The following is a 22,429-nucleotide window of genomic DNA, read 5'->3' as shown; positions in this document are numbered from 1 at the left end:
GGAGCAAGGATGGGACCGCGGGTCAGCACAGTAGCATTGGCCGATCGCCTCACCGGCATGATCGGCCCGCGCGCGAGCGTCGCGCGCGGCGTGCTCGATCAGCACGGCCAGAGCGAGTCGCATTATCGCAATTTGCCGCCCGACATCGTCGTCTTTCCTGAAACCACGCAGGAAGTGGTCGACATCGTCAAGCTGTGCGCAAGCGCGGGCATGCCGATCGTCCCGTTCGGCGCCGGCACCTCGCTCGAGGGCAATGCGGCTTCGGTCGCCGGCGGCGTCTGCTTCGACTTCGCGCGCATGAACAAGGTGCTGGCCGTGCACGACAGCGACATGGACGTCGTGGTGCAGCCCGGCATCACGCGAAAGCAGCTCAATGCGGAGCTGCGCGGCACCGGTCTTTTCTTCCCGATCGATCCGGGCGCCGATGCCTCGATCGGCGGCATGACATCGACGAGGGCCTCCGGCACCATGGCGGTGCGCTACGGTACCATGAAGGACAACGTCATGGCGCTGGAGGTGGTGCTGGCCGACGGGCGCGTGATCCGGACCGCCAGGCGCGCCCGCAAGTCGGCCGCCGGTTACGACCTGACGCGCATGTTCGTCGGCGCCGAAGGCACCCTCGGGCTCATCACCGAGATCACGCTGAAGGTGCATCCCGTGCCGCAGGCGATCTCGGCCGCGGTTTGCAGCTTCGACACCCTGCACAACGCCGTGGACACCGCGATCTCCGTGATCCAGTCCGCGATCCCCGTGGCGCGCATCGAGCTGCTCGACGACGTCCTGATGCGCGGCATCAATGCCTACGCAAAGCTGGGCTATCGCGAGGCCCCGACCCTGTTCTTCGAATTCCACGGCTCCGAGGCCTCCGTCGCCGAGCAGGCCGAGGCCGCAGAGGCGATCGCCGCCGACCATGGCGGTCATGGCTTTGCCTGGGCCAAGGCGCAGGAAGACCGCAGCCGGCTCTGGCACGCCCGCGACAACACGCTCTATGCGGGCCTGGGCCTCCGGCCCGGCGCGCGCGCCGTGATCACCGATGTCTGCGTGCCGATCTCGCGGCTGGCGGAATGCCTGACCGAGACGCGGCGCGACGCGGACGAGCACGGCTTCACCGCGCCGATCGTCGGCCATGTCGGCGACGGCAACTTCCACATGCTGATCCTGATCGATCCGGCAAAACCGGACGAAGCTGAGGGCGCCAAGGCGCTCCAGGCCCGCATGGTCGCCCGCGCCATTGCCATGGACGGCACCTGCACCGGCGAACACGGCATCGGGCTCGGCAAGATCGACTATCTCGCTGACGAGCTCGGCGAGGCCGTGGACGTGATGCGAGCGATCAAGACCGCGCTCGATCCTGATGGACTGATGAATCCCGGAAAGATCTTTGCGGGCGGAGCCAAGGCATGAGCGACGCGCTTCCGATCGAGGTCACCTCACCCACGCCACTGCTCGAGCTGCGCGGCATCAGCAAGGAGTTTCCCGGCGTCAAGGCGCTGGATGACGTGTCCTTTGCCGTCTTCCCCGGCGAAGTCCATATGCTGCTCGGGGAGAACGGCGCCGGCAAGTCGAGCCTGATGAAGGTGCTGTGCGGCGCCTACAGCGCCGATGCCGGCGAGTTCTACTACAGGGGCGAGAAGGTCGCGATCGGCTCCGCCGCGGATGCGCAGAAGCTCGGCATTGCCGTGATCTTCCAGGAGTTCTCGCTGGTCCCCCATCTCGACATCGCCCAGAACATCTTCCTCGGCCGCGAGCCGAAGGGCCGCATCCCCGGCACGATCGACCGGAGCAAGATCCTCGCCGACGCCAAACGCGTGCTCGGCACCATCGGCTTCGACATCGATCCCTCCACGATCGTGGACAAGCTCGGGGTGGCGCAGCAGCAGATGGTCGAGATCGCCAAGGCGATCAGCCAGAACGCCCGCATCCTCGTCATGGACGAGCCGACCGCGGCGCTGTCCGACCGCGAGACCGAGCTCCTGTTCGCGCTGATCGCGCGGCTGAAAGCCGACGGCGTATCGATCGTCTATATCTCGCACCGCATGGCGGAGGTGTTCGCGCTCGGCGATCGCATCACGGTGCTGCGCGACGGCCGCCGCATCGACGGTGTCCGCCCGGCCGACGTCACGCCGGACCAGCTCGTCCGCATGATGGTCGGACGCACCGTCGACATGACCTATCCGCGCAATTTCGCCGACAAGCCCGGCGAGGTACTGCTGCAGGTCAAGGGCCTGAGCTCCTCGACCGGGATCTCCGACATCAACATCGAGGTGCGCCGGGGCGAGATCGTCGGCCTGTGCGGCCTGGTCGGCTCCGGCCGCAGCGAAGTCGCGCGCGCCATCTTCGGCGCCGATCCCGTCAGCTCCGGCGAGATCATCTTCGACGGCAAGACCATCTCCGGCGAGCCTGATCTCGCCGCCCGCCGCGGCATCGCGCTGATCCCGGAGAGCCGCAAGAGCGAGGGCCTCGCTCTGCTGCGGTCGGTGAGCGACAATCTGGTGGTGTCGGCGCTGCGAAAACTGTTCCCGAGCGGACTGTTCGACCAGCGTTCGGCGCAGCGCACGGCCGACGGCCTGATCCGGCAGCTGAGGATCGCGACGCCCAGCGCGCGCCAGACCGTCGGCCTGCTCTCGGGCGGCAACCAGCAGAAGGTCGTGATTGGCAAGTGGCTGGCCGCCGGCTCGAAGCTCTTCATCTTCGACGAGCCGACGCGAGGCATCGACATCGGCGCCAAGTCCGAGATCTTTGCGCTGATCGACCGCCTGGTCGCGGAAGGCGCCGCCGCACTGATGATCTCGTCCGAGCAGGTCGAGATCTGCCATGTCTGCGACCGCGCCTATGTGATGCGCGAGGGCCGCATCGCGGGACACCTGACGCGCAACGAACTGACCGAGGAGAACATCGTGCGACTGGGGATGCATCATGCGTGAAGCTGCGGTCGTTTCCGAGCCCAATCCGCTGCAACGCATTCCCGGCGTTGCCATCGTGCTGGTGCTGCTGATCGCGCTGTTCAGCGCGATCGCACCCGGATTCCTGTCGGTCGCCAACCTCTCCAACGTGCTGGTGCAGTCGACCATCCTCACCATGCTCGCGCTGCCGATGACCCTGATCATCATGACCGAGGGGCTCGACCTGTCGATGGGTGCGGTGCTGACGCTGACCTCGCTCTGTGTCGCGATCGTATCGCTCGCGACCAAGTCGATGCTCTTGGGCTTAGGTGCCGGCCTGCTGGTCGGCGCCGCCTTCGGCACCGTCAACGGCTGGCTGGTCGCCATTCTCGGCATTCCGCCCTTCGTCGCGACGCTCGGCACGCTCGGCATGGCCCAGGGCCTGTCGCTGATCGTCAGCGACGGCCAGAGCGTGGTCGGCATTCCTCACAGCGTGCGCGACATCTACTCGGCGACGCTGCTCGGCGTTCCCGTGCCGATCGTGATGGCGCTGGTGACTTACGCCGCGTTTCACGGCCTGCTCTATCACACCCGCTTCGGCACCTACATCTTCGCGCTCGGCGGCAACCGCGAGGCGCTGCGCTATGCCGGCCTCTCGCCGAACAAGCTGCTGATCGCGGTCTATGCGCTCGGCGGCGCCATGGCCGGCATCGCGGGCCTGTTGATGACCGCGCGGATGAATTCAGGTCATCCGACCGCGGGCCTCGGCCTTGAATTCGATGCGATCGCAGCGGTAGCGGTCGGCGGCACCTCGTTCGAGCGCGGCAATGGCTGGCTGCTTGGCACGTTGCTCGGCGTGATCGCGGTCGGCGTGCTTCGCAATGGGCTCAACCTGATCTCGATGCCTTCTTCGGTGCAGGTCGCAAGCGTCGGCGTCCTCGTCATCGTCGCACTATTCCTCGACGGCCTGCGGAGCCGCGCATGACCGACATCACCAAGGAGGCGATCGTGCCGCCCCGCTCCTTCCTGTCGCAGGACGCGATCCAGGTGTTCTATCGCCTGCTCGCGGCGCTGCTGATCTGCGCCGTGCTGGCCGTGCTCAGCGATTCCTTCCTCAGCCTCGGCAACATCCTCAATGTGCTCCGGCAGGCGAGCCTGACCTTCTTCATCGCCTCCGGCCTGACGCTGGTGGTGCTGACCGCGGGCCTCGATCTCTCCGTCGGCGCCAATGTCGCGCTGTCGGCCTGTATCGCCGGAACCGTGATCCACAAGACCGGCTCGCCGGCACTCGGCATCCTCACCGGCCTTGCCTGCGGCGGCATCGTCGGCCTTCTCAACGGTGTCATGGTCACCGCGCTGCGCATCCCCTCCTTCATCGCGACCTATGGCATGCTCTGGGTGCTGAACGGCCTCACCTACTGGTACATGGCGGGCGAGACCCTTCACGGTTTTCCGGCAGGCTTCCGCCAGATCGGCAGCGGCTATCTGTTCGGCCTGCCGATCCCGGTCTACCTGCTGCTGGTCTTCCTCGGCATCGGAACGCTGTTTGCCCAGCGCACGATCTGGGGCCAAGAGATCTACGCGATCGGCGCCAATCCGGTCGCGGCGCGGCTCTCCGGCATTCCGGTCGCGCGGCGCCTGCTGCTGGTCTATGCCGTCTCCGGCACCATGGCGGGGCTCGCCTCGATCATCTTCCTGTCGCGGCTCAATTCGGCCGAGGCCGACATCGGCGAGAGCCTGACGCTACCGGCAATCGCGGCCGTGCTGATCGGCGGCACCTCGCTGTTCGGCGGTGTCGGCACCGTGTTCGGCACCTTCATCGGCGCGTTGATCCTGACGCTGGTGCTGAACGGCATGAACCTGCTCTCGGTCAGCTCCAACTGGCAGCCGCTCGTCACCGGCGTCATCGTCATCCTCGCGGTCTGGCTCGACATGAAGACCCGCCGCCGCGCGCAATGAGTTCCTAGAGTTCCAACAAGCAAAATGAGGGATGGAGGCAACATGAGACTGAAACTGGGCTATCTGGCGCTGCCGCTGCTGATGGCGGCCGCGATCACCACCGAGGTGCGTGCCGACGGCGAGACCATCGCCGTCTTCACCAAAAACCAGACCAACCCGTTCTTCCAGACGGTGCGGGTCGGCGCCGACAACATGGCGAAAGCGCTGAACGCGAAGACGCTGCAGTACATCCCGACCAAGCCGGACTCGATCCCCGAGCAGCTCAGCCAGATCGAGGACGTCGTGGTGAAGAAGCCGAGCGCCATCGTCTTCACGCCGGTGGACTACAAGGCGATGGTGCCGGGGGTCGAGAAGATCAACGAAGCCAAGATCCCCGTCGTCAACATCACCGACCGCTCGGCCGGCGGAAAATTCCTGTCCTTCGTCGGCGCCGACGATTACAGCCTTGGGCTGGAAACCGCACGCTTCCTGCTCAAGACGCTGGGTGGCAAGGGCAACATCGTCATCATCGAGGGCGTCAAGGGCTCCCTGACCAATGTCGACCGCGTCCGCGGCTTCAACGACGCGCTGAAGGAAAGCGCGGGCGCCAAGCTGCTGGCCTCGCAGCCCGGCAACTACCAGCGGCTCCAGGCGCTCCAGGTGATGGAAAACCTGATGCAGTCGAATTCGCAGATCGACGGCGTGCTGGCCGCCAACGACGCCATGGCGGTCGGTGCGATCGAGGCGCTCGACGGCGCCAACCGCAAGGCGCAGGTGATCGGCATCAACGGCACCAAGGAGGCGATCGACGCGATCAAGTCCGGCAAGCTGCTCGCGAGCGGCGATTACAACGGATTTGCGCAAGGCTGCCTCGGCACCATGATGGCGATCCGCTCCTTGCGCAGTCAGCCCGTCATCGGCGAGATCGTGCTGAAGCCGACCGTCATCACCAAGGACAATTTCCAGCCGTTCGACGTGCCGCTGGAGCAGCGGACCTGCCCGACCTTCGAGGACGCCGGCAAGCTCGGCGCCAAGTAACCCAACCGATCATCACAAGCACGGACGGCCGCACCCGCGGCCGTCCCAAGAAGACCAAGACATAAACGGAGACACCATGCTGTTCGCCATTCATGCCATCGACCGCACCGGCGCGCTGCCGACCCGGCTCGCCAATTACGACGCCCACAAGACCTTCCTCAGCGACACCTCGCGCTTCGGCGTCAAGATCGTGATGTCGGGGCCGCTCGTCTCCGACGACGGCGCAACCATGATCGGCAGCCTGTTTCTGATCGAGGCGCCGGGCCGAGCGGAGGTCGAAGCCTTCAACCGCGCCGATCCCTTCGCCGCGGCCGGCATCTGGGACAAGGTCACGATCACGGGCTTTCTACGCCGCCAGGGTTGAGCGGCCTCGGCAACACTGCACCAGGCACGCGCAGTCGTCATATTGACATCTCTGATGTGCCTTGCTGCTCGTGCCGTTATTCGGTGAATAGATCAGATTTCGATCGTTTGCGCTGCCTAGCGACAGACCCATACTCCGTTCACCAGCACACGGGCGCATGCCGGCGCCACGACGGTGGCCGCAGCGCCTGCCGCTACCGCGCCGCCCACGACAGCGCGGCGCGTGGTCCGTCGCGCGACTCCGGCAACACTTGCGGGCGTCGCCGGCCGTCCCACCCTCGCCTGCGCGCTGTCGACCGAAAATGACAGACCACGCTCGTGCGACCATTGCACGGAACCGATCGCGGCGACGGCAATAATGGCAGCTCCAAAGCACCAGTTTCTGCAGGTATGTTTCATGGTCGACCTCCTTCTTCCGTTGTTGAATCGCTATTCGTTTCGAGTCTTGCGCCCAACAGCGACGGGCGCACCGATGGCGAAATTTGCCACCTGCCATCTCTTACCGGCGAGAGCGCGGCGGTGGCGGGACGGGCCCCAAATCGCGCTGCCAGATGGTGCCATTGTCGAACTGAATGAGCATGCCATCCGGCGAATAGACCGCACTCTGGCTGAATGCGTCGATCCAGATCCGGGTTGCCGGCCAGTACCAGTCGGGCCACGCGCGGGACGGCTGCCCCGCTTCCGTCAGGAGATTAAGTTCAGTCCCGTTTTGGGTAATGTAAGCCGGCAAATTTCCCTGGCACATTCGGACACATTTGTAGATGCCGGTCAGGTTGATCGACTGGGCTGACACAGGAGTCGGCGCAAGCGCAGCTGTCATCACGGCGACAACGATCGGAAAATGTTTCATACAAATCACTCCTTCGTTCAAATGATCAGGAGAGCCCCTGTCGAATGGGCTTCCAATAAAAGCGAGTTGCGCTCCGCGAGCGAGCGCCGGATCACTGCGAATTTCGGTTCTTGCTCGCTCCTCTCAAACGCGGTGCCGTCGTGGGCGACTTCACCCACTCCGCCATTTGGATACAGGTGAGAAGATCGACATAGCTCGGACTTCCGCCGGCCGAGGCTTCCCCTTCGCAGCTATCGCGAAGGGGATTTGGCGCAGCGCTCCACACCGTGCTGAGCTGTTGCCGCGCAGCCAACTCATCGCGCATGCAGTCTGCGAAGCTCTGGGAAAGGGCAAGCCCCATTGCCTTGTCATCAGCTGTGGTCGCCTGGCACGTCGCCTCTACCTTCAATTCGGGGACGCGATCGGAGACGGGCATCACGAGCAGTTGGGTCCCGAGGAGCGCTGCGGATAATGCTGCCATCGTCATCTTGACCTCCTTCAAACTCTATCAAATGCCCCCCTGAACTGCCACCACGAGGCACCGCGCTAGAATTGCCCCGGTTGAGCCGGGGGACCGGGCCAATCGGATCGCAGGTTGCTCCGGTTGTTGCGATCGAAGAGGTCTTGCCTGCAGATGAAGCCGTTCCCGCAGCTAACCGCCGGAGGAGCAGGCCGGCGAACATCGGCGGCCGCCGCGATCTTTGCGTGCGGCGCCTTGGCGAGGGCGGCCGTGACCAGGACAACCTCAAGCCCGCAAAGGACGGTAAGCAAGCACGTCTTCTTCATGGGATCAGCGCTCCTTTGCTGGCCGGGCGCAGGCGGTAAACCGACCGCGCCGGTCAAACGGCCCGTCGTTCGGTAACAAGGCGGATGGGGATAGTCGCCGGAGCGAGTGCTGTGCCCGCGATTGCGACGGACGAAACACGGTGCGGGCACGTGATGCAGCAAGAGACATGTGAACTCTCCGGCACTCGGCGAACGTCGGGCATAACGGGGCACGACGTTACGGGACCGGCCTTGATCCAGATCAAGCTCACGTCGGCGTTCCCGCATTGCGCAGGGCGCGAGAGCTACGCCACTCCGTCGCGCGCTACGTGCGGCTCGTTCGAGGGGGAGTGGCGATTTCGTCGACCAGGGGGAGGCTCGTGGCTGACGTCGCTCAGCGCCGGAAACTCTCCGACCAGCCTTGCGAAATAAGCTCTCAACAGGCGATCGAAAGTCGACTTTGCTTCGCCGACGTCGCGGCCCTCAAGGCCGAGGTTTTCGGCAGTCCCACCCAGTACTTGTTGCGCCATGGCCTGCCTCCTCGAAGCAGTACACGCCCGGATGCCCTTTTTTCCTAGTTGTCAATAATCGATGAGCCGCGATCAATCGGTTTGATCCATCTCAAACGACTCGCGCTCTTGAATGGGAAGCAAAGGCCGACCGCCCATGGGCGTCAGCCTTGATGATGCGCGCAACAGGTGTTGCCGCTGGTCTCCAGAGAGATCGTCAGCGCGATGTGGGTACTACTTTGTAGTCATCCGCTTCGGTGGCGCGGTCGGCGCAGGCGCTGCCGGCGAGATGACAAACGTCACCCAGGCATTCCAGCCGTCGGGCCGGTTTTCCGCGGCAAATTCCTTGTAGGCCTTCAGGTTCAGATAGCCCTGCATGTCGCCAACCGGAAAGATGAACCCGACTTGCCGGCCGACGCTCGCGACCTGCGAGCGGAAGCAGCCGAGGCGATCGCCGGAGCCGCTATCGCAACCGAGCTGCTTATAGACGTAGCCCACCAGACCGATCTGGATTGGCTTGGTCAGGATTTGAGAGGCGCCCCAGTCGAAGTACATGCCGACGCCGCATTGATACTGCGTGTCAGTGTTCTTGAAATTGTAGGTGAAGCCGAGCACGCCAGAGAGTTCATGGCCGGTCTGCGGATTGAAATCGGTGTAGCCACCGCCTGCATCGATCGTCCCATGTCCGAGCCCGATATTGGCGAGGCGCGCGGACTGGTACGCGCCGACCGGGATGTCACCCATGACGTAGGTCATATAGTTGTTGACGCCCGCATTCCAGCGCAGTGCGAACTGGGGGATCAGGTCGCCAAAGCCCGTCACTGAATCGCTGAGAGAATCGAAGCGCGATGACGAACGTAGGCCGCGTTTACTTCGTCACGATCCTTCGCGTCGGCGCGACCGTGCTGGTCGGCGCCATTGGCGACAGCGAGAAAGTCAGCCACGTATTCCAGCCGGCTGGCCGATTTTCTGCGGCAAACTCGCCGTACCCTTTCAGGTTCAAATATCCCTGCAGGTCACCGACCGGAAACAGGTATCCGATCTGAGGACCGACTCCCACCACGCGCGACCGAAAACCCCCAAGGATCGGGGGCTGACCAAAATCGTCCGTGACCTGTTGATAGTAGTAGCCGACCAGCCCGACGAAGAGCTGCTTCGAGAGAAACTGCGAAGCACCCCAATCGATGTGGAAATCGACGCCATTCCGATATTGCGTGTCAGGATTCTTGAAATTGTAGGTGAACCCGGCGACTGCGGAAAATTCGTGCCCCGCCTTCTCATTGAAATAGGTGTAGCCGCCGCCGCCGTCGATCGCGCCGTGTCCGATGCCGAGGTTAGCAAGACGGGTTGGAGAGTAGGCGCCAACAGGAATGTCGCCGGTCAAATAGGTCATGAAATTGTGGACGCCGGCGTTCCACTTCAGCGTTGCTTGCGGATACAGATCGCCCACCGAGGTGATTGAATCAGAGAGGGTCCCCGTGCGGGTCGTCACAAAGGGCCCGACCGCTGTTGTCAGCGTTCCGTCGAGGGTTGCGGCGGATCGGCCAAACAAGCCGGTGATGCCGATTGCCAATTGTCCGCCAAGTACCGGCGTGGCGAACGTGTAGGTCGGGTTGAGCAGGACAAGGTCCGCCTGCGCGTTTAAACGCAGATTCAAATCGACATTGACGTTAGCGGGGATCCGGCCGACGCGGATTTCTCTTGCCGCGGCTGCGTTACCGAAGGCCGACACGCTGGTGTGATAATAGACCTCGGCCATCGACCAGCCGGGGACCGCAGGGACTGCCGCGAGGCTGCTGAAGCGCCCCGGAAGCCAGTATGAAACGCCATCCTCGTCGGCATATGCTGGGTCGGACGAGACTCCGGCCAATGCCATAGCCAGACCGATCGTTGCGCGAATAAGCCGACAATGAGACTTTGGCTCGGATAGGTACCGCTTCATCCGCTCGTCCTCCCGCCGACGAATGACAGTGTATCGATCGGCGATTCAATGTCTTGCTCCAAGGTAACGACTTCGTCAGATTCGGCTCAACATGTTGCGCTAAAGGCACTCAGCATCGCCGCTGGCCCGTAGGATTACCGACAGCATCGTTGACCGGAGGTATCCATATCTAGGCAAGCAGCGCCCGTGTGTAGCAAGAAGACTGCAAGATAGTGCCCCTGCCAGAGGCGGCGGCCACATCGAACGCTCTTGGTTAAGTCGCTGTGACATTCGTCACGCACTCGTGCGGGATGATAAGCGAGCAAACCTCAGCCGTTTGTGTCGCTCATGTCTCCGGCATCGTTCGGGTGTCATCGAGTTGGGTCAGCGCTCGACAGCCGGATGCGATCCGAAGTAGAGTGTTCGCGCGTGTTCGGAGTATATTGCAATGGATACTCGCAAGATACTTATTGCGCTGATCGCTGCCTTCACCGTCACGCCTCCAGCATTTGCACCGCAAACATAACGCCACGAGCTGCTCAAAGCACCGCTCGCGCGCGATCCGTCTTGATCAGATTAAGACGGAAACTGCCCCGAGGTTCACGTAGGGGCTACGTACCGCCGACCAGGAGAGAAGATTTCGGCCTCCAGCCAAGTCAGATCAGTTCGGTTTTCGGGAGTTAGCCAATGATGAGCGCCTCGAACCTGCATCGCCGAATTAGTTCGCGCTTTCTGCTCGCTGCTCTCTTGCTGATGCCGTTGACAGCCCTCAACGCCAACGCCCAGCAAACCACTGGCACTCCCGGTTCGCCCGGGGCGACGACCACGATCGACGGCAGGTATCTGCCGAATCCGCCGCAGCCGTTCAGGGGCGAGATCAATCCCAACGCCGTGCAATCGAAGCCGTACTGGCCGGCGCGCATTGTCCCGCCAAAGGGCGCGCCCAATGTGCTGCTGATCATGACGGACGATGTCGGCTTTAGCGCGCCAAGCACCTTCGGCGGCGTGATCCCGACGCCGGCGCTGGACCGTATCGCCCAGACGGGTCTGCGTTACACGGCGTTCCACACCGTGGCACTGTGCTCGCCAACGCGCGCGGCGCTGCTCACCGGCCGCAACCATCACTCGGTGGGTACTGGCGTCGTCGTCGATCAGGCGACCGGCTACCCCGGCTACAACAGCATCATCCCGCGCGATGCCGTCGCCATCGGCGAGATCCTTCGGCAGCACGGCTACGACACCTCGTGGTACGGCAAGGACCACAACCTGCCGCAGTGGGAGGCGAGCCAGGCTGGCCCCTTCCACAACTGGCCGACCGGACCCATCAAGGGCTTCGACTACTTTTATGGCTTCCCAGGCGATGACACGAGCCAATGGCAGCCGAACAATCTCTTCCGCAACACCACTCCGATCCAACCCTTCCAGGGAAATCCCGGCTGGAATCTGATCACCGCGATGGCCGATGAGGCGATCGGGCGCATCAAGATGCTGAACGACGTCCAGCCCGACCGTCCCTTCATGATCTACTACGCGCCCGGCGGCACGCACTCGCCTCACCATCCGACGCCCGAGTGGATCAAGAAGATCAGCGATTTGCATCTGTTCGACAAGGGTTGGAACGACCTGCGTGAACAGATCTTCGCTAACCAGAAACGACTGGGTGTGATTCCGCAGAACGCGCAGCTAACGGCCTGGCCGGACAGCATCCCGAAGTGGGATACGCTTTCGCCCGAGGCGAAGAAGCTCTACACCCGGCAAGCCGACGTCTATGCTGCGTATCTAGCTTACACCGACTACGAGATTGGTCGTGTCATCCAGGCCATCGCGGACACCGGCAAGCTCGACAACACGCTCGTCATCTACGTCAGCGGTGACAACGGCGCGAGCCCGGAGGGCACGCTCCATGGTCTTTACAACGAGTTCGCGGTTGCCAACGCCGTGCACCCGACGGTCGAAATGAACATGAAGTTCTATGACGCCTGGGGCTCCGACCAGACCTACCCGCACTACGCGGTGGGCTGGGCGTGGGCCTGGGATACGCCCTTCAAATGGACCAAGCAGATCGCGTCGTATTTCGGCGGCACCCGCAACGGCATGGCCATGGCCTGGCCGGCGCGGATCAAGGACGCTGGCGGCATCCGTCACCAATTCCACCATGTAATCGACGTCGTGCCGACAATCCTCGAGGCGGTTGGCGTCCCCGAGCCGGTGACGGTCAACGGCATCGCCCAGAAGCCGATCGAAGGCGTGAGCATGGCCTACACCTGGGAAGGTGGCAGCGCGCCCAGCCGGAGGACGACGCAGTACTTCGAAATGTTCGGCAAGCGGGCCGTTTATCAGGATGGCTGGATGGCCTCGACGCCTCCGCTGAGCCCGCCTTGGGACCTCAGTTTGGCGGAGCCGCCCTCGGACGTCATGAACGCCTACCGTTGGGAGCTCTACAATATCAACGAAGACTGGACGCAGTCGAACGACCTCGCCGCCAAGATGCCGGACAAGCTGCGCGACATGCAGCAATTGTTCACCATGGAAGCTGCGAAGTACCAGGTGTTCCCGCTCGACGACACGCGTTTGACCAGGTTCATTTCGCACAAGCCGAGCTACGCTCCGGGCCGGACCCAGTTCACCTATTCGGGTGAGCTGAGCAACGTGCCGTTCCCGGAAACAGGCTCCGCGCCGAGCCTGCTGAACCGGTCGTACACGGTCACCGCCGAGGTCGACGTTCCCCAAGGCGGCGGCGACGGCATGCTGATGACCGACGGCGGCCGGTTCGCCGGCTACGGCTTCTACCTGCTGAAGGGCCAGCCGGTGTTTACCTGGAATCTGGTCGCCCTGGAGCGCGTCAAGTGGCAGGCCAAGGAGACGCTCGCTCCGGGCAAGCACACGCTGGAGTTCGACTGGAAATATGACGGACCGGGCCTGGGCAAGGGCGGCACCAGCACCTTGAAGGTGGACGGCAAGGTGGTGGACAGCCATCCGATGCCGCGCAGTCTTCCCATAACCCTGATGTGGGATGAGACCTTCAACGTCGGCCTCGATACCGGCACGTCGGTGGATGACCAGGACTATCAGGTGCCATTCCGCTTCACCGGCAAGCTCAACAAGCTGACGGTGAAGCTCGGGCCGAACGAGATGTCGCCCGCGGAAAAGGAGACGGTCGCGAAGACAATGCGAGACAAGCAGTAGGTTCGTTGGCGAACGGAAGGTTCCGGCCACATGATTCATGCCAAAGCTCGCGAAGGCAGGTCCCCGGTCACAGCAGGAGGGTAACGTTTACAGGACGCTTGGTGTACTGGTGCTGGCAAGCACGATGGGCGGACTGACGACAGGGCCCGCCCAAGCCGCTCAGGAAACGCCGCAGAGCATGCTCGCGGCGCAGATACGCATGCAAGGCTTTGCCTGTGACAAGCCACTCGGTGCAGTCAGGGATCGACAACGATCAAAGCCCGACCACGCCGTGTGGGTGCTGAAGTGTGGCAACGCGACCTACAGGGTCAACCGTGCGCCCGACATGGCTGCAAAGGTCGAGCCGCTGCGGTGAACACCTCGCGCCTGGTCATGAGAAAAACCAAAGCAATCCCTGCCGCCGTTTTGGGAAGTGCCTTTTCGTCTCTCGTCTTTCCGGAGGCAGTTGCCAACCACATCCATAGGGCCACACGGCTTGCGCACAACCGAGCCCCGGGTCACGAGGATCGATTTGCTCGAGACGATCGCTCTTGATTGCAAGCCGGTGCTTCGCAGGAAGCTTCTGCCAGGACGCCAACGAAATTGCTGCAACCAAGGTGATCGCGAGCACGGCACCGGCGACGGGATGATTGAGCTTGTGGACGCGCATAGCGGGTCGCTGTCGATCCGGGGTGAAGGTCAGGAAAGCTTGCCCTTGGAAGTGTGCGACCCTGAAATTTCGTCCCGTTGATTTCGCTCAAGGTCCGTCGTTCGGCCCGTCCGGTACACGATGGCGAGTGTGAGCGCGTTCTGCTCTCCAACGTGCTGGCGTGTTGCAGATGCTTGACCCGCGTGGCACCGGTAAACCCATACAAAAGATGAGCGTGCCCTGCTGGTTAGGATAGCCGGGCGACCGACGCTGCCCCTCGGCGTCGCCCCCGGTGGGTTGATCTGCATCAACGTCACTCTCTGCATGATCCTGAAGGATGACGACATCCGCGCGTTTTGCGCACCTCTCAGGAGGGCATGCAATGAATTTTCGTGCGATTGTTTCCATACTATTTTTGACATCGGCGATATCCGCCCCTGCATTTGCGCAGCAAGCACAACCGACCACGCCGCCTCCGGGCTCCCCGGCCGCGACGATCACCATTCCCGGCAACCAGCTCCCGCCTCCCGATCCGAAGTTCGGTGGGGTCATCAAGGACAAGGCATCCGAGTCGACGCCATGGTGGCCGCCGCGCGTCGTGCCGCCCAAGGGCGCGCCGAACGTGCTAGTGATCATGACGGATGACCAGGGTTTTGGCGCACCGAGCACCTTCGGCGGCATCATCCCGACGCCCAGCATGGACCGGATCGCAAAGGCCGGCTTGCGCTACCCGAACTTCCATTCGACGTCGCTATGCTCGCCGACCCGCGCAGCGTTGATCACCGGACGCAACCATCACTCGGTCGGCTATGGGGTGGTCGGCGAAATCGCAACGGGTTTCCCGGGTTACGACTCGATCATCCCGATCGAGAAAGGCACGATCGGCACCATTCTGAAGGCGAACGGCTACGCGACTTCGTGGTTCGGCAAGGATCACAACACGCCGTCCTATCAGTCGAGCCAGGCCGGGCCGTTCGACCAATGGCCGAACGGAATGGGCTTCGATTATTTCTACGGCTTCGTCGGCGGCGATGCGAGCCAGTGGCAGCCGAATCTCTTCCGCAACACGACGGCGATCTATCCCTTCCAGGGCAATCCCGGCTGGAATCTGGAAACCGCGATGGCCGACGAGGCCATTCAGCACATGAAGCAGCTCAAGGAGGTCGCGCCGGACAAGCCGTTCTTCGTCTATTACGTGCCGGGCGCCACACATGCGCCGCATCACCCCACGCCCGAGTGGGTCAAGAAGATCAGCGACATGCACCTCTTCGACGAGGGCTGGAACAAGGTACGCGAGAAGATCTTCGCCAACCAGAAGCGGCTCGGCATCATGCCCGAGAACGCCAAGCTCACCCCGTGGCCGAAGGACCTGCCGGAGTGGGACTCGCTGAGCTGGGACGAAAAGAAGCTCTTCATCAAGCAGGCGGATGTTTATGGCGCCTATCTCGCCTACGCCGACCATGAGATCGGACGGGTCATCCAGGCGGTCGAAGACTTAGGAGAGCTAAACAACACCCTGATCATCTACATCGGCGGCGACAACGGTGCGAGCGCCGAAGGCATGCTCAACGGCACACCGAACGAGTTCACCACCTTCAATGGCGTTCCCGTGCCGGTGAAGGATCAGTTGCTCTGGTATCCGTTCTGGGGATCGGAGCGGACCTTCCCGCATTTCGCGGCCGGCTGGGCGTGGACGATGGATACACCCTTCAAGTGGGTGAAGCAGGTGCCATCACACTTCGGCGGGACGGCCCAGGGCGTGGCCATGTCCTGGCCGGGCCACATCACGGACGTCGGCGGCATCCGCCGCCAGTTCCACCACGTGATTGACATCGTGCCGACCATTCTCGAAGCGACCGGCATTTCGCAACCCGACACGATCAACGGGATCAAGCAGATTCCCATCGAAGGCGTCGGCATGACGTACACGTGGGACAAGGCGAACGCCAACACAGCGTCGCGCCACACCACGCAATATTTCGAGATGCTCGGCAATCGCGCCATCTATCAGGACGGGTGGGTGGCGGCCACGACGCCTGCGACGCTCCCCTGGGAGCTGAGCACCAAGACGCCGCCGGACGTGATCACCGGCTACAACTGGGAGCTCTACAACGTTCAGGAAGATCCCACGCAGTTCAACGACCTCGCGGCGAAGATGCCGGACAAGCTCAGGCAACTGCAGGATCTCTTCTACGCCGAGGCGAAGAAATACAACGTGCTGCCGCTCGACAACTCGACGCTGGCGCGCTGGAACACGCCGCGCCCGAGTCTCACGGCCGGACGAACGGTCTTCACGTATTCGGGCGAACTGATCGGCACACCCGCCAGTGCGGCGCCCGACATCCTGAACAAGAGCTACAGCATCACCGCTGAAGTGGACATTCCCGAAGGCGGAGCTGAGGGGATGATCGTCACCCATGGCGGCCGCTTCGGAGGCTACGGCCTGTTCCTGAGCAAAGGCGAGTTTGGCGTCGGCCGAGGCAAGGTGGTGTTCCTCTATAACCTGCTCGACCTCAAGCGCACGACGTGGGAGGGTCCCGAGCTGAGCGCCGGCAAGCACACCATCGCCTTCGACTTCAAGCCCGATGAACCGGGCCTGGGCAAAGGTGGCACGGGCGTGCTCTCGGTGGACGGCAAGGAAGTAGCCAGGAATTCCCTGGAGCACACCATACCTGTCACGTTCCCCGAGGATGAGACCTTCGATGTCGGCCAGGACACCCGCACGGGAGTGGCCCTCGTGGAGTATCGCTACGACACTCCGTTCAAGTTCACCGGCAAGATCAACAAACTGACCTTCAAGCTCGAACCTGAGCCGAAGTCACAAACGACAGGCAAGAACTAGCACTGCATTGAACCCGCGATTGAACTCAAGGCACAGGAGATCGCCATGAACATCGCCAATCAGTGGATGAATTCGTTCAGGATCCACCGCCGTGATCTGGGTCTGGGCGCTCTGGCGCTGGGCGCGGCCGCCACGCTGCCAGGATCGAGCACCGCGCAGACTCGAGCGGAAGAACTAGGCCAATTTCTGAAGGGAGAGCTGGGAGACCTTAAGGACCTGAAAGATGATGTGAAAGAGGAGATCGCGTACCTGCTTGGTATGGAGTGCTACGTCTATGGCTTCCCGCTGGTCATGATGGACGTGACAAATGGCGTGATCACGGCGACATCAAAGTCGGGAGAATACAAGGCACCCATCAACCAATTCGGTCGGATGAAGGGCTACGTCAGCCCGGATTTCAAGGATGTCGTGCGGATCAGCGTCAACTCGGTGTGGTTGTTCGCCGTTCTTGATCTCGACAAGGAGCCGCTTGTTGCCTCGCACCCCGACACGAAGGGGCGTTACATCGTCCTGCAGTTGATGAATATGTGGACCGACGATTTTGGCTCGATCGGCAGCCGCACCACCGGCACGGGCGCAGGCAAGTTCCTCGTCGCCGGGCCCAAGTGGAACGGCACCGCGCCGTCGGACATCAAGGACGTCTACCGATGCCCGACGCGCTTTGCATGGTTGCTCGTGCAGATGTCGGCCGCGGGCCCGCAGGACTTTCCGGAAATCCATGCCCTGCAGGATCAGCTTCTAATCACGCCGCTCAGCGCATGGGGCAAGCCGTATATGCCGCCCAGCGACGTTCCGATCGATCCTGCCGTGGACCTCACCACAACTCCGTACGATCAGGTGCGATTGATGACGGGGGAGATGTTTTTCAAGCGTCTGGCGACGCTGTTGAAGGACAACCCGCCCTATCCGGCCGACACCAAGATGCTCGAGAAACTCAAGAAGATCGGCATCGAACCTGGCAAGGAGTTCGACACCAGCAAGCTGGATCGCGCCATCATCAAGGGCCTGAACGGCGCACCGGGCGAGGTATGGCTGAAGTTTCAGGAGGGACCTTACGAAGCGCCGTCTGTGAACGGCTGGATCAACATGCTGAATATCGGGAGATATGGCACCGACTACAACACCCGCGCCCTGATCGCCTGGCTCGGACTTGGTGCGTTGACCTCCGATGATGCCGTGTATCCCAGTGCATTCGTGGACGGCGATGGCAATGTTCTGGATGGTGCCGCCAGGTACGTTCTGCATTTCGGCAAGGATGACTTTCCGCCCTCGGCCAGCGGCGTCTGGTCCGTCTCGCCCTATCGCGAGAATTTTTACGTACGGAACTCAATTGACCGCTACGGGATTCTTTCCGGAATGCCACTCAAGTACAACGCGGACGGCTCGCTGGATATCTACATCCAGGCCACGACGCCTGGCGCCGACAAGGAAGCAAACTGGCTGCCTTGTCCGCCGAGTCTTCCGTTCAACTTGACCATCCGCGCGTACCAGCCGAGCAAGCCGTTGCTCGATGGCACCTACAAGATTCCACCAGTCAGACGCGTGGGATGAGTTCGGGCGTCGGCAGAGATCGGTATGTTGAAAGGCATGGAGATCGCAAGATGGACCGTTCTCGCCGCGGCCATCGAGGCCGCGGCGACCGGTCTCGTCCTGTTCGCTCGACCGTCATGGTTCGCCCGGCTGGTATTCGGCAGTGAATTTTCGGATGCCGGCAGCGCGCTCGGCCGGCTGACGGCTATCGCTCTGCTCGGACTGACACTCGCCACCTGGCCTTCTGGCGCGGTAGGCCCACTGCCATCATCCGTTCGCGCGCTGATGACCTACAACGTCCTGGCAGCAATCTACCTCCTTTACCTCGCGATCGGCCACCAGTTAACTGGCATCCTCTTATGGCCGGCGATCGCGCTCCACGCGATCCTTGTGATCTTCCTCGGTCACGCCTGGTTAGCCAAGAGAGATCGCGAGAGCGCAGAAGACTTCTCGATATAGCGGCTGAAACCGATCTTCAGGATGCCGTGGGTTGATCTGCATCAACGTCACTCTCTGCATGATCCTGAAGAATGACAGCATCCGCGCGTTTGAGCGCCTCTCAGGAGGGCTTGCAATGAATTTTCGTGCGATTGCTTCCGTACTATTTTTGGCATCGGCGATATCCCCGGCGTTTGCACAGCAAGCGCAGCCAACCACGCCGCCTCCGGGCTCCCCGGCTGCGACCATCACCATTCCCGGCGACCAGCTTCCACCGCCGCCGCAGAAGTTTGGGGGCAAGATCGAACAGGGGGCAACGAATTCGAAGCCGTACTGGCCGGCGCGTATTGTGCCACCCAGGAACGCACCGAACGTCCTTTTGATCATTACGGACGATGCAGGATATGGCGTACCGAGCACCTTCGGCGGCGTCATCCCGACCCCGGCGCTCGACCGCATCGCCGCGGACGGTCTGCGCTATACCAATTTCCATTCGACCGCACTGTGCTCGCCAACCCGCGCCGCGCTGATCACCGGGCGCAATCATCATTCGGCCGGCTTCGGGGTGGTCGCAGAGCAAGCCACAGGCTTTCCCGGATATGACAGCATCATCACCAAAGATAAGGCCACGATCGGCCGCATCCTCACCGACAACGGCTACCACACCGCGTGGTTCGGCAAGAACCATAACACACCGGAATATCAGGCGAGCCAGGCCGGACCGTTCGATCAATGGCCGACCGGCATGGGCTTTGAATATTTCTACGGCTTCATGGGCGGCGACACGAGCCAGTGGCAGTCGGGCACGCTGGTCCGCAACACAACGCCGATCTATCCCTTTGTCGACAAGCCGGGCTGGAACCTGATGACGGCGATGGCCGACGAAGCCATCGACTACATGAACCGGATGAACGCGCTGTCGCCCGATCAGCCCTTCCTCATCAAATTTGCGCCGGGCGCGACCCATGCGCCGCATCACCCGACCAAGGAATGGGTCGACAAGATCAGCGCCATGCATCTGTTCGACGATGGCTGGAACAAGCTGCGAGAGACCATCTTCGCCAACCAGAAGAAGCTCGGCGTGATCCCGCAGAATGCCAAGCTGACTCCGTGGCCGAAGGATCTGATCAAGGAATGGGATCAGCTCAGCGCCGACGAGAAGAAGCTGTTCGTCCGCCAGGCCGATGTGTTCGCCGCCTATGCAGCCTACGCCGACAACGAGATCGGTCGCGTGATCCAGGCAGTCGAGGACATGGGCAAGCTCGACAACACGCTGATCATATACATCGAGGGCGACAACGGCACCAGCGCCGAGGGTCAGCCCAATGGCACTCCGAACGAAATGGCAATGTTCAACGGTGCCAATCCATCGGTCGAGGACCAGCTAAAGTATTTCTACGACGTCTGGGGCACCGACCGTACCTACAACCACATGTCGATCGGCTGGGCCTGGGCGTTCGATACGCCATTCTCCTGGACCAAGCAGATCGTGTCGCACTTCGGCGGGACCCGCCAAGGCATGGCGATCTCATGGCCGAAGGTGATCACGGATAAGGGCGGGATTCGCAACCAGTTCCACCACGTCATCGACATTGTTCCGACCATTCTCGAAGCGGCGAAGATCAAGCAGCCCGACATGGTGGATGGCATCAAGCAGAGCCCGATCGAGGGTGTCAGCATGATGTACACCTTCGACAAGACCAACGCGAATGCGCCCACGACGCACAAGACGCAATATTTCGAGATGATGGCAGATCGTGCCATCTACGACGACGGCTGGATCGCCAGCACCACGGTGATCCGGCCGCCCTGGGTGACGGTCGCGAAGACTGTCGACCCGGCGAACTTCCAATGGGAGCTTTACGACCTGCGCAATGACTGGACCCAGTCCGATGATCTCGCCGCAAAGAACCCGGCGAAGCTCAAGGAACTGCAGGATTTGTTCGTCAAGGAGGCAACGAAGTACCAGGTGTTCCCGCTCGACTCGACGCTGGTCGCCAGAGCCCTCGCACCGCGGCCGAGCCTGAGCGCAGGCCGCTCGCAGTTCGTCTGGACAAGGCCGATCACCGGCACTCCGAACGGCGACGCGCCGAGCGTCCTCAATACATCCTACAACTTCAAGGTCGAGATCGAGATACCTCAGGGCGGCAGCGACGGCATGCTGATCACCCAAGGCGGCCGGTTCGCGGGTTACGGCTTCTACGTGTTGAAGAACAAGCCGGTGTTCACCTGGAATTTGGTCGATCTCAAGCGCGTTCGCTGGGAAGGACCGGACCTCACGCCCGGCAAGCACATACTTGAATTCGATTTCAGGTATGATGGACTCGGTCCGGCGACGATGGCGTTCGGCGATTACAGCGGCGTCGGCAAGGGCGGCACCGGGGTGCTGAAGGTTGACGGCACCGAGGTCGCAACCCAAAAGATGGAGCATACGCTTCCCTTCATCCTGCAGTTCGACGAATCGCTCGACATCGGTTCCGATACCGGCACGCCGGTCGACGATAACGACTACAGCACGCCGTTCACCTTCACCGGCAAGCTGAACAAGATCACGCTGAACATCGACCGGCCAAAGCTGTCGCCCGAAGACATCAAGCGCCTGCAGGCTGCGGCGCGGGCCGCCGGAGACGGTCCGTCCGCCGATGCCGAGACGGCCCCGACCGGTGGCACCGCGCCACAGGTTTCGGGCGACATCGGACTCAATTTGGCTCAGAAGGTCGAGCTGCGCATCGACAAACTGGAAGGCTGCCGCAAGCAGGCGAAAGGCCTTGGGCTTGTGGAACGCGTGCAGTTCGTCCGGAAGTGCATGGAGTGATGGCTGCTGTCCAGCGTATGGCAGGGCGGCACCGACGTGTCGAAGCTCGACGGCGCTCCCGAACCGGGAGCGATTGCCCTTCGTCGCCGCGATTTCATCGCAACCGCAGTAGGTGCCGCGCTGCCTGCCCGCCAAACCTGTCCTTCAATCTCAGCGTTCGGATCTGCCAGACCAAGACTGCGCTGAAGGACGACACGCTCAATATCTCGTCCATCCGGCGCATTCGCGACACCTGAGGAAGCTGGAGAATCGAGCGAAGATGGAGAACGTGGTTCAGTTAATACCGGTAACGCCTTCGATCGACCAGCTGGCACGGATCATCGGCAACGTGGCGGCTCCGGCTTTCCTGCTGGGAGCCGTCGCGTCCTTCATCTCGGTCCTCGTTTCCCGTATCAACCGGGTGGTCGACCGGGCCCAATTTCTTCACGGCATCACCGATGGTGATGCCTCAAAGGCTTACCTCAAGACGGATATTCCCCGGCTGCGGCACCGGGCGTCGCTCTTGAACAGGTCGCTGTTCTGCTCCATCCTCTCTGCGATCCTCACCGCCCTCATCATCATCGTTGCCTTCATCAGTGCGCTGTTCAACGTGGCCCACGAATATGGCGTTGCGATGCTGTTCATGGCCGCGCTCCTGATGTTCTGCGCCTCGCTCATCGACCTCGCTCGCGAAACCCGAATTGCCCTTCACGACAACGACCTTCGCATGTAAATCTTCCTGCGCAGCACGCGATGGGTGATCGGA

18 protein-coding genes and 1 pseudogene are annotated in these 22,429 nt (G+C 62.2%); 14 read left to right on the top strand and 5 right to left on the bottom strand.

Annotated elements, in window-relative coordinates:
* Positions 1-9 precede the first annotated feature (9 nt).
* From WN73_RS42400 to WN73_RS42375, 6 genes are all read left to right on the top strand, one after another.
* Complete coding sequence (locus WN73_RS42400; protein WP_271558212.1) at positions 10-1,404, top strand: FAD-linked oxidase C-terminal domain-containing protein; 1,395 nt, start codon at positions 10-12, stop codon at positions 1,402-1,404.
* Positions 1,401-2,924, top strand: coding sequence for a sugar ABC transporter ATP-binding protein (locus WN73_RS42395; RefSeq protein ID WP_271558210.1), 1,524 nt, complete (start codon positions 1,401-1,403; stop codon positions 2,922-2,924). Before WN73_RS42400 ends, WN73_RS42395 begins: the two co-directional genes overlap by 4 nt.
* The gene (locus WN73_RS42390) at positions 2,917-3,867 is read left to right on the top strand and encodes an ABC transporter permease (RefSeq protein WP_011085461.1); all 951 of its coding nucleotides are present in this window, start codon (positions 2,917-2,919) and stop codon (positions 3,865-3,867) included. The genes WN73_RS42395 and WN73_RS42390 overlap by 8 nt, the downstream gene beginning before the upstream one ends.
* Complete coding sequence (locus WN73_RS42385; protein WP_271558208.1) at positions 3,864-4,841, top strand: ABC transporter permease; 978 nt, start codon at positions 3,864-3,866, stop codon at positions 4,839-4,841. Before WN73_RS42390 ends, WN73_RS42385 begins: the two co-directional genes overlap by 4 nt.
* A gap of 42 nt (positions 4,842-4,883) precedes the next feature.
* Positions 4,884-5,858 carry a sugar ABC transporter substrate-binding protein gene (locus WN73_RS42380; protein ID WP_028175566.1) on the top strand — a complete coding sequence of 325 codons (975 nt, stop codon included), beginning with the start codon at positions 4,884-4,886 and terminating at the stop codon, positions 5,856-5,858.
* Positions 5,859-5,934: 76 nt separating this feature from the next.
* Complete coding sequence (locus WN73_RS42375) at positions 5,935-6,222, top strand: YciI family protein (protein ID WP_011085458.1); 288 nt, start codon at positions 5,935-5,937, stop codon at positions 6,220-6,222.
* A gap of 498 nt (positions 6,223-6,720) precedes the next feature.
* On the opposite strand, the gene WN73_RS42365 is transcribed toward WN73_RS42375, so the two are convergent.
* From WN73_RS42365 to WN73_RS42345, 5 genes and pseudogenes are all read right to left on the bottom strand, one after another.
* Positions 6,721-7,071 (bottom strand): hypothetical protein, encoded by a 351-nt coding sequence (locus WN73_RS42365; protein ID WP_162185823.1) that lies wholly within the window; start codon positions 7,069-7,071, stop codon positions 6,721-6,723.
* A gap of 91 nt (positions 7,072-7,162) precedes the next feature.
* Entirely contained in the window at positions 7,163-7,537 is a 375-nt protein-coding gene (locus WN73_RS42360) for a hypothetical protein (protein WP_028175569.1), read from the bottom strand.
* A 583-nt stretch (positions 7,538-8,120) separates the two neighbouring features.
* Positions 8,121-8,345, bottom strand: a complete 225-nt coding sequence (locus tag WN73_RS42355) for a hypothetical protein (protein WP_131234236.1) — start codon at positions 8,343-8,345, stop codon at positions 8,121-8,123.
* 213 nt (positions 8,346-8,558) lie between these two features.
* Positions 8,559-9,173: pseudogene (locus WN73_RS42350) on the bottom strand (SphA family protein); the annotation flags it as partial.
* A 19-nt stretch (positions 9,174-9,192) separates the two neighbouring features.
* Positions 9,193-10,200, bottom strand: a complete 1,008-nt coding sequence (locus WN73_RS42345) for a SphA family protein (RefSeq protein ID WP_271558454.1) — start codon at positions 10,198-10,200, stop codon at positions 9,193-9,195.
* Positions 10,201-10,932: 732 nt separating this feature from the next.
* On the opposite strand from WN73_RS42345, the gene WN73_RS42340 reads away from it, so the two are divergent.
* From WN73_RS42340 to WN73_RS42305, 8 genes are all read left to right on the top strand, one after another.
* Complete coding sequence (locus WN73_RS42340) at positions 10,933-13,431, top strand: arylsulfatase (RefSeq protein ID WP_271558202.1); 2,499 nt, start codon at positions 10,933-10,935, stop codon at positions 13,429-13,431.
* Positions 13,432-13,468: 37 nt separating this feature from the next.
* Positions 13,469-13,786, top strand: coding sequence for a hypothetical protein (locus WN73_RS42335; protein ID WP_271558200.1), 318 nt, complete (start codon positions 13,469-13,471; stop codon positions 13,784-13,786).
* Between the two features lie 156 nt (positions 13,787-13,942).
* Positions 13,943-14,161, top strand: coding sequence for a hypothetical protein (locus tag WN73_RS42330; protein ID WP_161536004.1), 219 nt, complete (start codon positions 13,943-13,945; stop codon positions 14,159-14,161).
* Between the two features lie 280 nt (positions 14,162-14,441).
* Entirely contained in the window at positions 14,442-16,901 is a 2,460-nt protein-coding gene (locus WN73_RS42325) for an arylsulfatase (RefSeq protein ID WP_271558198.1), read from the top strand.
* Between the two features lie 45 nt (positions 16,902-16,946).
* Positions 16,947-18,452, top strand: coding sequence for a DUF1254 domain-containing protein (locus WN73_RS42320; protein ID WP_271558196.1), 1,506 nt, complete (start codon positions 16,947-16,949; stop codon positions 18,450-18,452).
* Between the two features lie 36 nt (positions 18,453-18,488).
* Positions 18,489-18,890, top strand: coding sequence for a hypothetical protein (locus WN73_RS42315; RefSeq protein ID WP_271558194.1), 402 nt, complete (start codon positions 18,489-18,491; stop codon positions 18,888-18,890).
* Between the two features lie 115 nt (positions 18,891-19,005).
* Positions 19,006-21,684: an arylsulfatase gene (locus tag WN73_RS42310; protein ID WP_271558192.1), complete on the top strand. Its 2,679-nt coding sequence runs from the start codon at positions 19,006-19,008 to the stop codon at positions 21,682-21,684.
* A gap of 259 nt (positions 21,685-21,943) precedes the next feature.
* Entirely contained in the window at positions 21,944-22,396 is a 453-nt protein-coding gene (locus tag WN73_RS42305; protein WP_049832581.1) for a DUF2721 domain-containing protein, read from the top strand.
* The last annotated feature ends 33 nt before the right edge of the window (positions 22,397-22,429 follow it).

The sequence above is a fragment of the Bradyrhizobium sp. CCBAU 45394 genome (assembly GCF_028128655.1).
Classification (GTDB): Bacteria; Pseudomonadota; Alphaproteobacteria; order Rhizobiales; family Xanthobacteraceae; genus Bradyrhizobium; species Bradyrhizobium diazoefficiens.
Note: the sequence above shows the minus strand (reverse complement) of the source record. Positions and strands in the feature narration are given on the sequence as shown.

What these genes read in the sequence shown, in the direction of transcription:
- WN73_RS42400 (WP_271558212.1), top strand. Translation starts at nt 10, where the DNA reads ATGGGACCGCGGGTCAGCACAGTAGCATTGGCCGATCGCCTCACCGGC.
- WN73_RS42395 (WP_271558210.1), top strand. Translation starts at nt 1,401, where the DNA reads ATGAGCGACGCGCTTCCGATCGAGGTCACCTCACCCACGCCACTGCTC.
- WN73_RS42390 (WP_011085461.1), top strand. Translation starts at nt 2,917, where the DNA reads ATGCGTGAAGCTGCGGTCGTTTCCGAGCCCAATCCGCTGCAACGCATT.
- WN73_RS42385 (WP_271558208.1), top strand. Translation starts at nt 3,864, where the DNA reads ATGACCGACATCACCAAGGAGGCGATCGTGCCGCCCCGCTCCTTCCTG.
- WN73_RS42380 (WP_028175566.1), top strand. Translation starts at nt 4,884, where the DNA reads ATGAGACTGAAACTGGGCTATCTGGCGCTGCCGCTGCTGATGGCGGCC.
- WN73_RS42375 (WP_011085458.1), top strand. Translation starts at nt 5,935, where the DNA reads ATGCTGTTCGCCATTCATGCCATCGACCGCACCGGCGCGCTGCCGACC.
- WN73_RS42365 (WP_162185823.1), bottom strand. Translation starts at nt 7,071, where the DNA reads ATGAAACATTTTCCGATCGTTGTCGCCGTGATGACAGCTGCGCTTGCG.
- WN73_RS42360 (WP_028175569.1), bottom strand. Translation starts at nt 7,537, where the DNA reads ATGACGATGGCAGCATTATCCGCAGCGCTCCTCGGGACCCAACTGCTC.
- WN73_RS42355 (WP_131234236.1), bottom strand. Translation starts at nt 8,345, where the DNA reads ATGGCGCAACAAGTACTGGGTGGGACTGCCGAAAACCTCGGCCTTGAG.
- WN73_RS42345 (WP_271558454.1), bottom strand. Translation starts at nt 10,200, where the DNA reads ATGGCATTGGCCGGAGTCTCGTCCGACCCAGCATATGCCGACGAGGAT.
- WN73_RS42340 (WP_271558202.1), top strand. Translation starts at nt 10,933, where the DNA reads ATGATGAGCGCCTCGAACCTGCATCGCCGAATTAGTTCGCGCTTTCTG.
- WN73_RS42335 (WP_271558200.1), top strand. Translation starts at nt 13,469, where the DNA reads ATGCCAAAGCTCGCGAAGGCAGGTCCCCGGTCACAGCAGGAGGGTAAC.
- WN73_RS42325 (WP_271558198.1), top strand. Translation starts at nt 14,442, where the DNA reads ATGAATTTTCGTGCGATTGTTTCCATACTATTTTTGACATCGGCGATA.
- WN73_RS42320 (WP_271558196.1), top strand. Translation starts at nt 16,947, where the DNA reads ATGAACATCGCCAATCAGTGGATGAATTCGTTCAGGATCCACCGCCGT.
- WN73_RS42315 (WP_271558194.1), top strand. Translation starts at nt 18,489, where the DNA reads ATGGAGATCGCAAGATGGACCGTTCTCGCCGCGGCCATCGAGGCCGCG.
- WN73_RS42310 (WP_271558192.1), top strand. Translation starts at nt 19,006, where the DNA reads ATGAATTTTCGTGCGATTGCTTCCGTACTATTTTTGGCATCGGCGATA.
- WN73_RS42305 (WP_049832581.1), top strand. Translation starts at nt 21,944, where the DNA reads ATGGAGAACGTGGTTCAGTTAATACCGGTAACGCCTTCGATCGACCAG.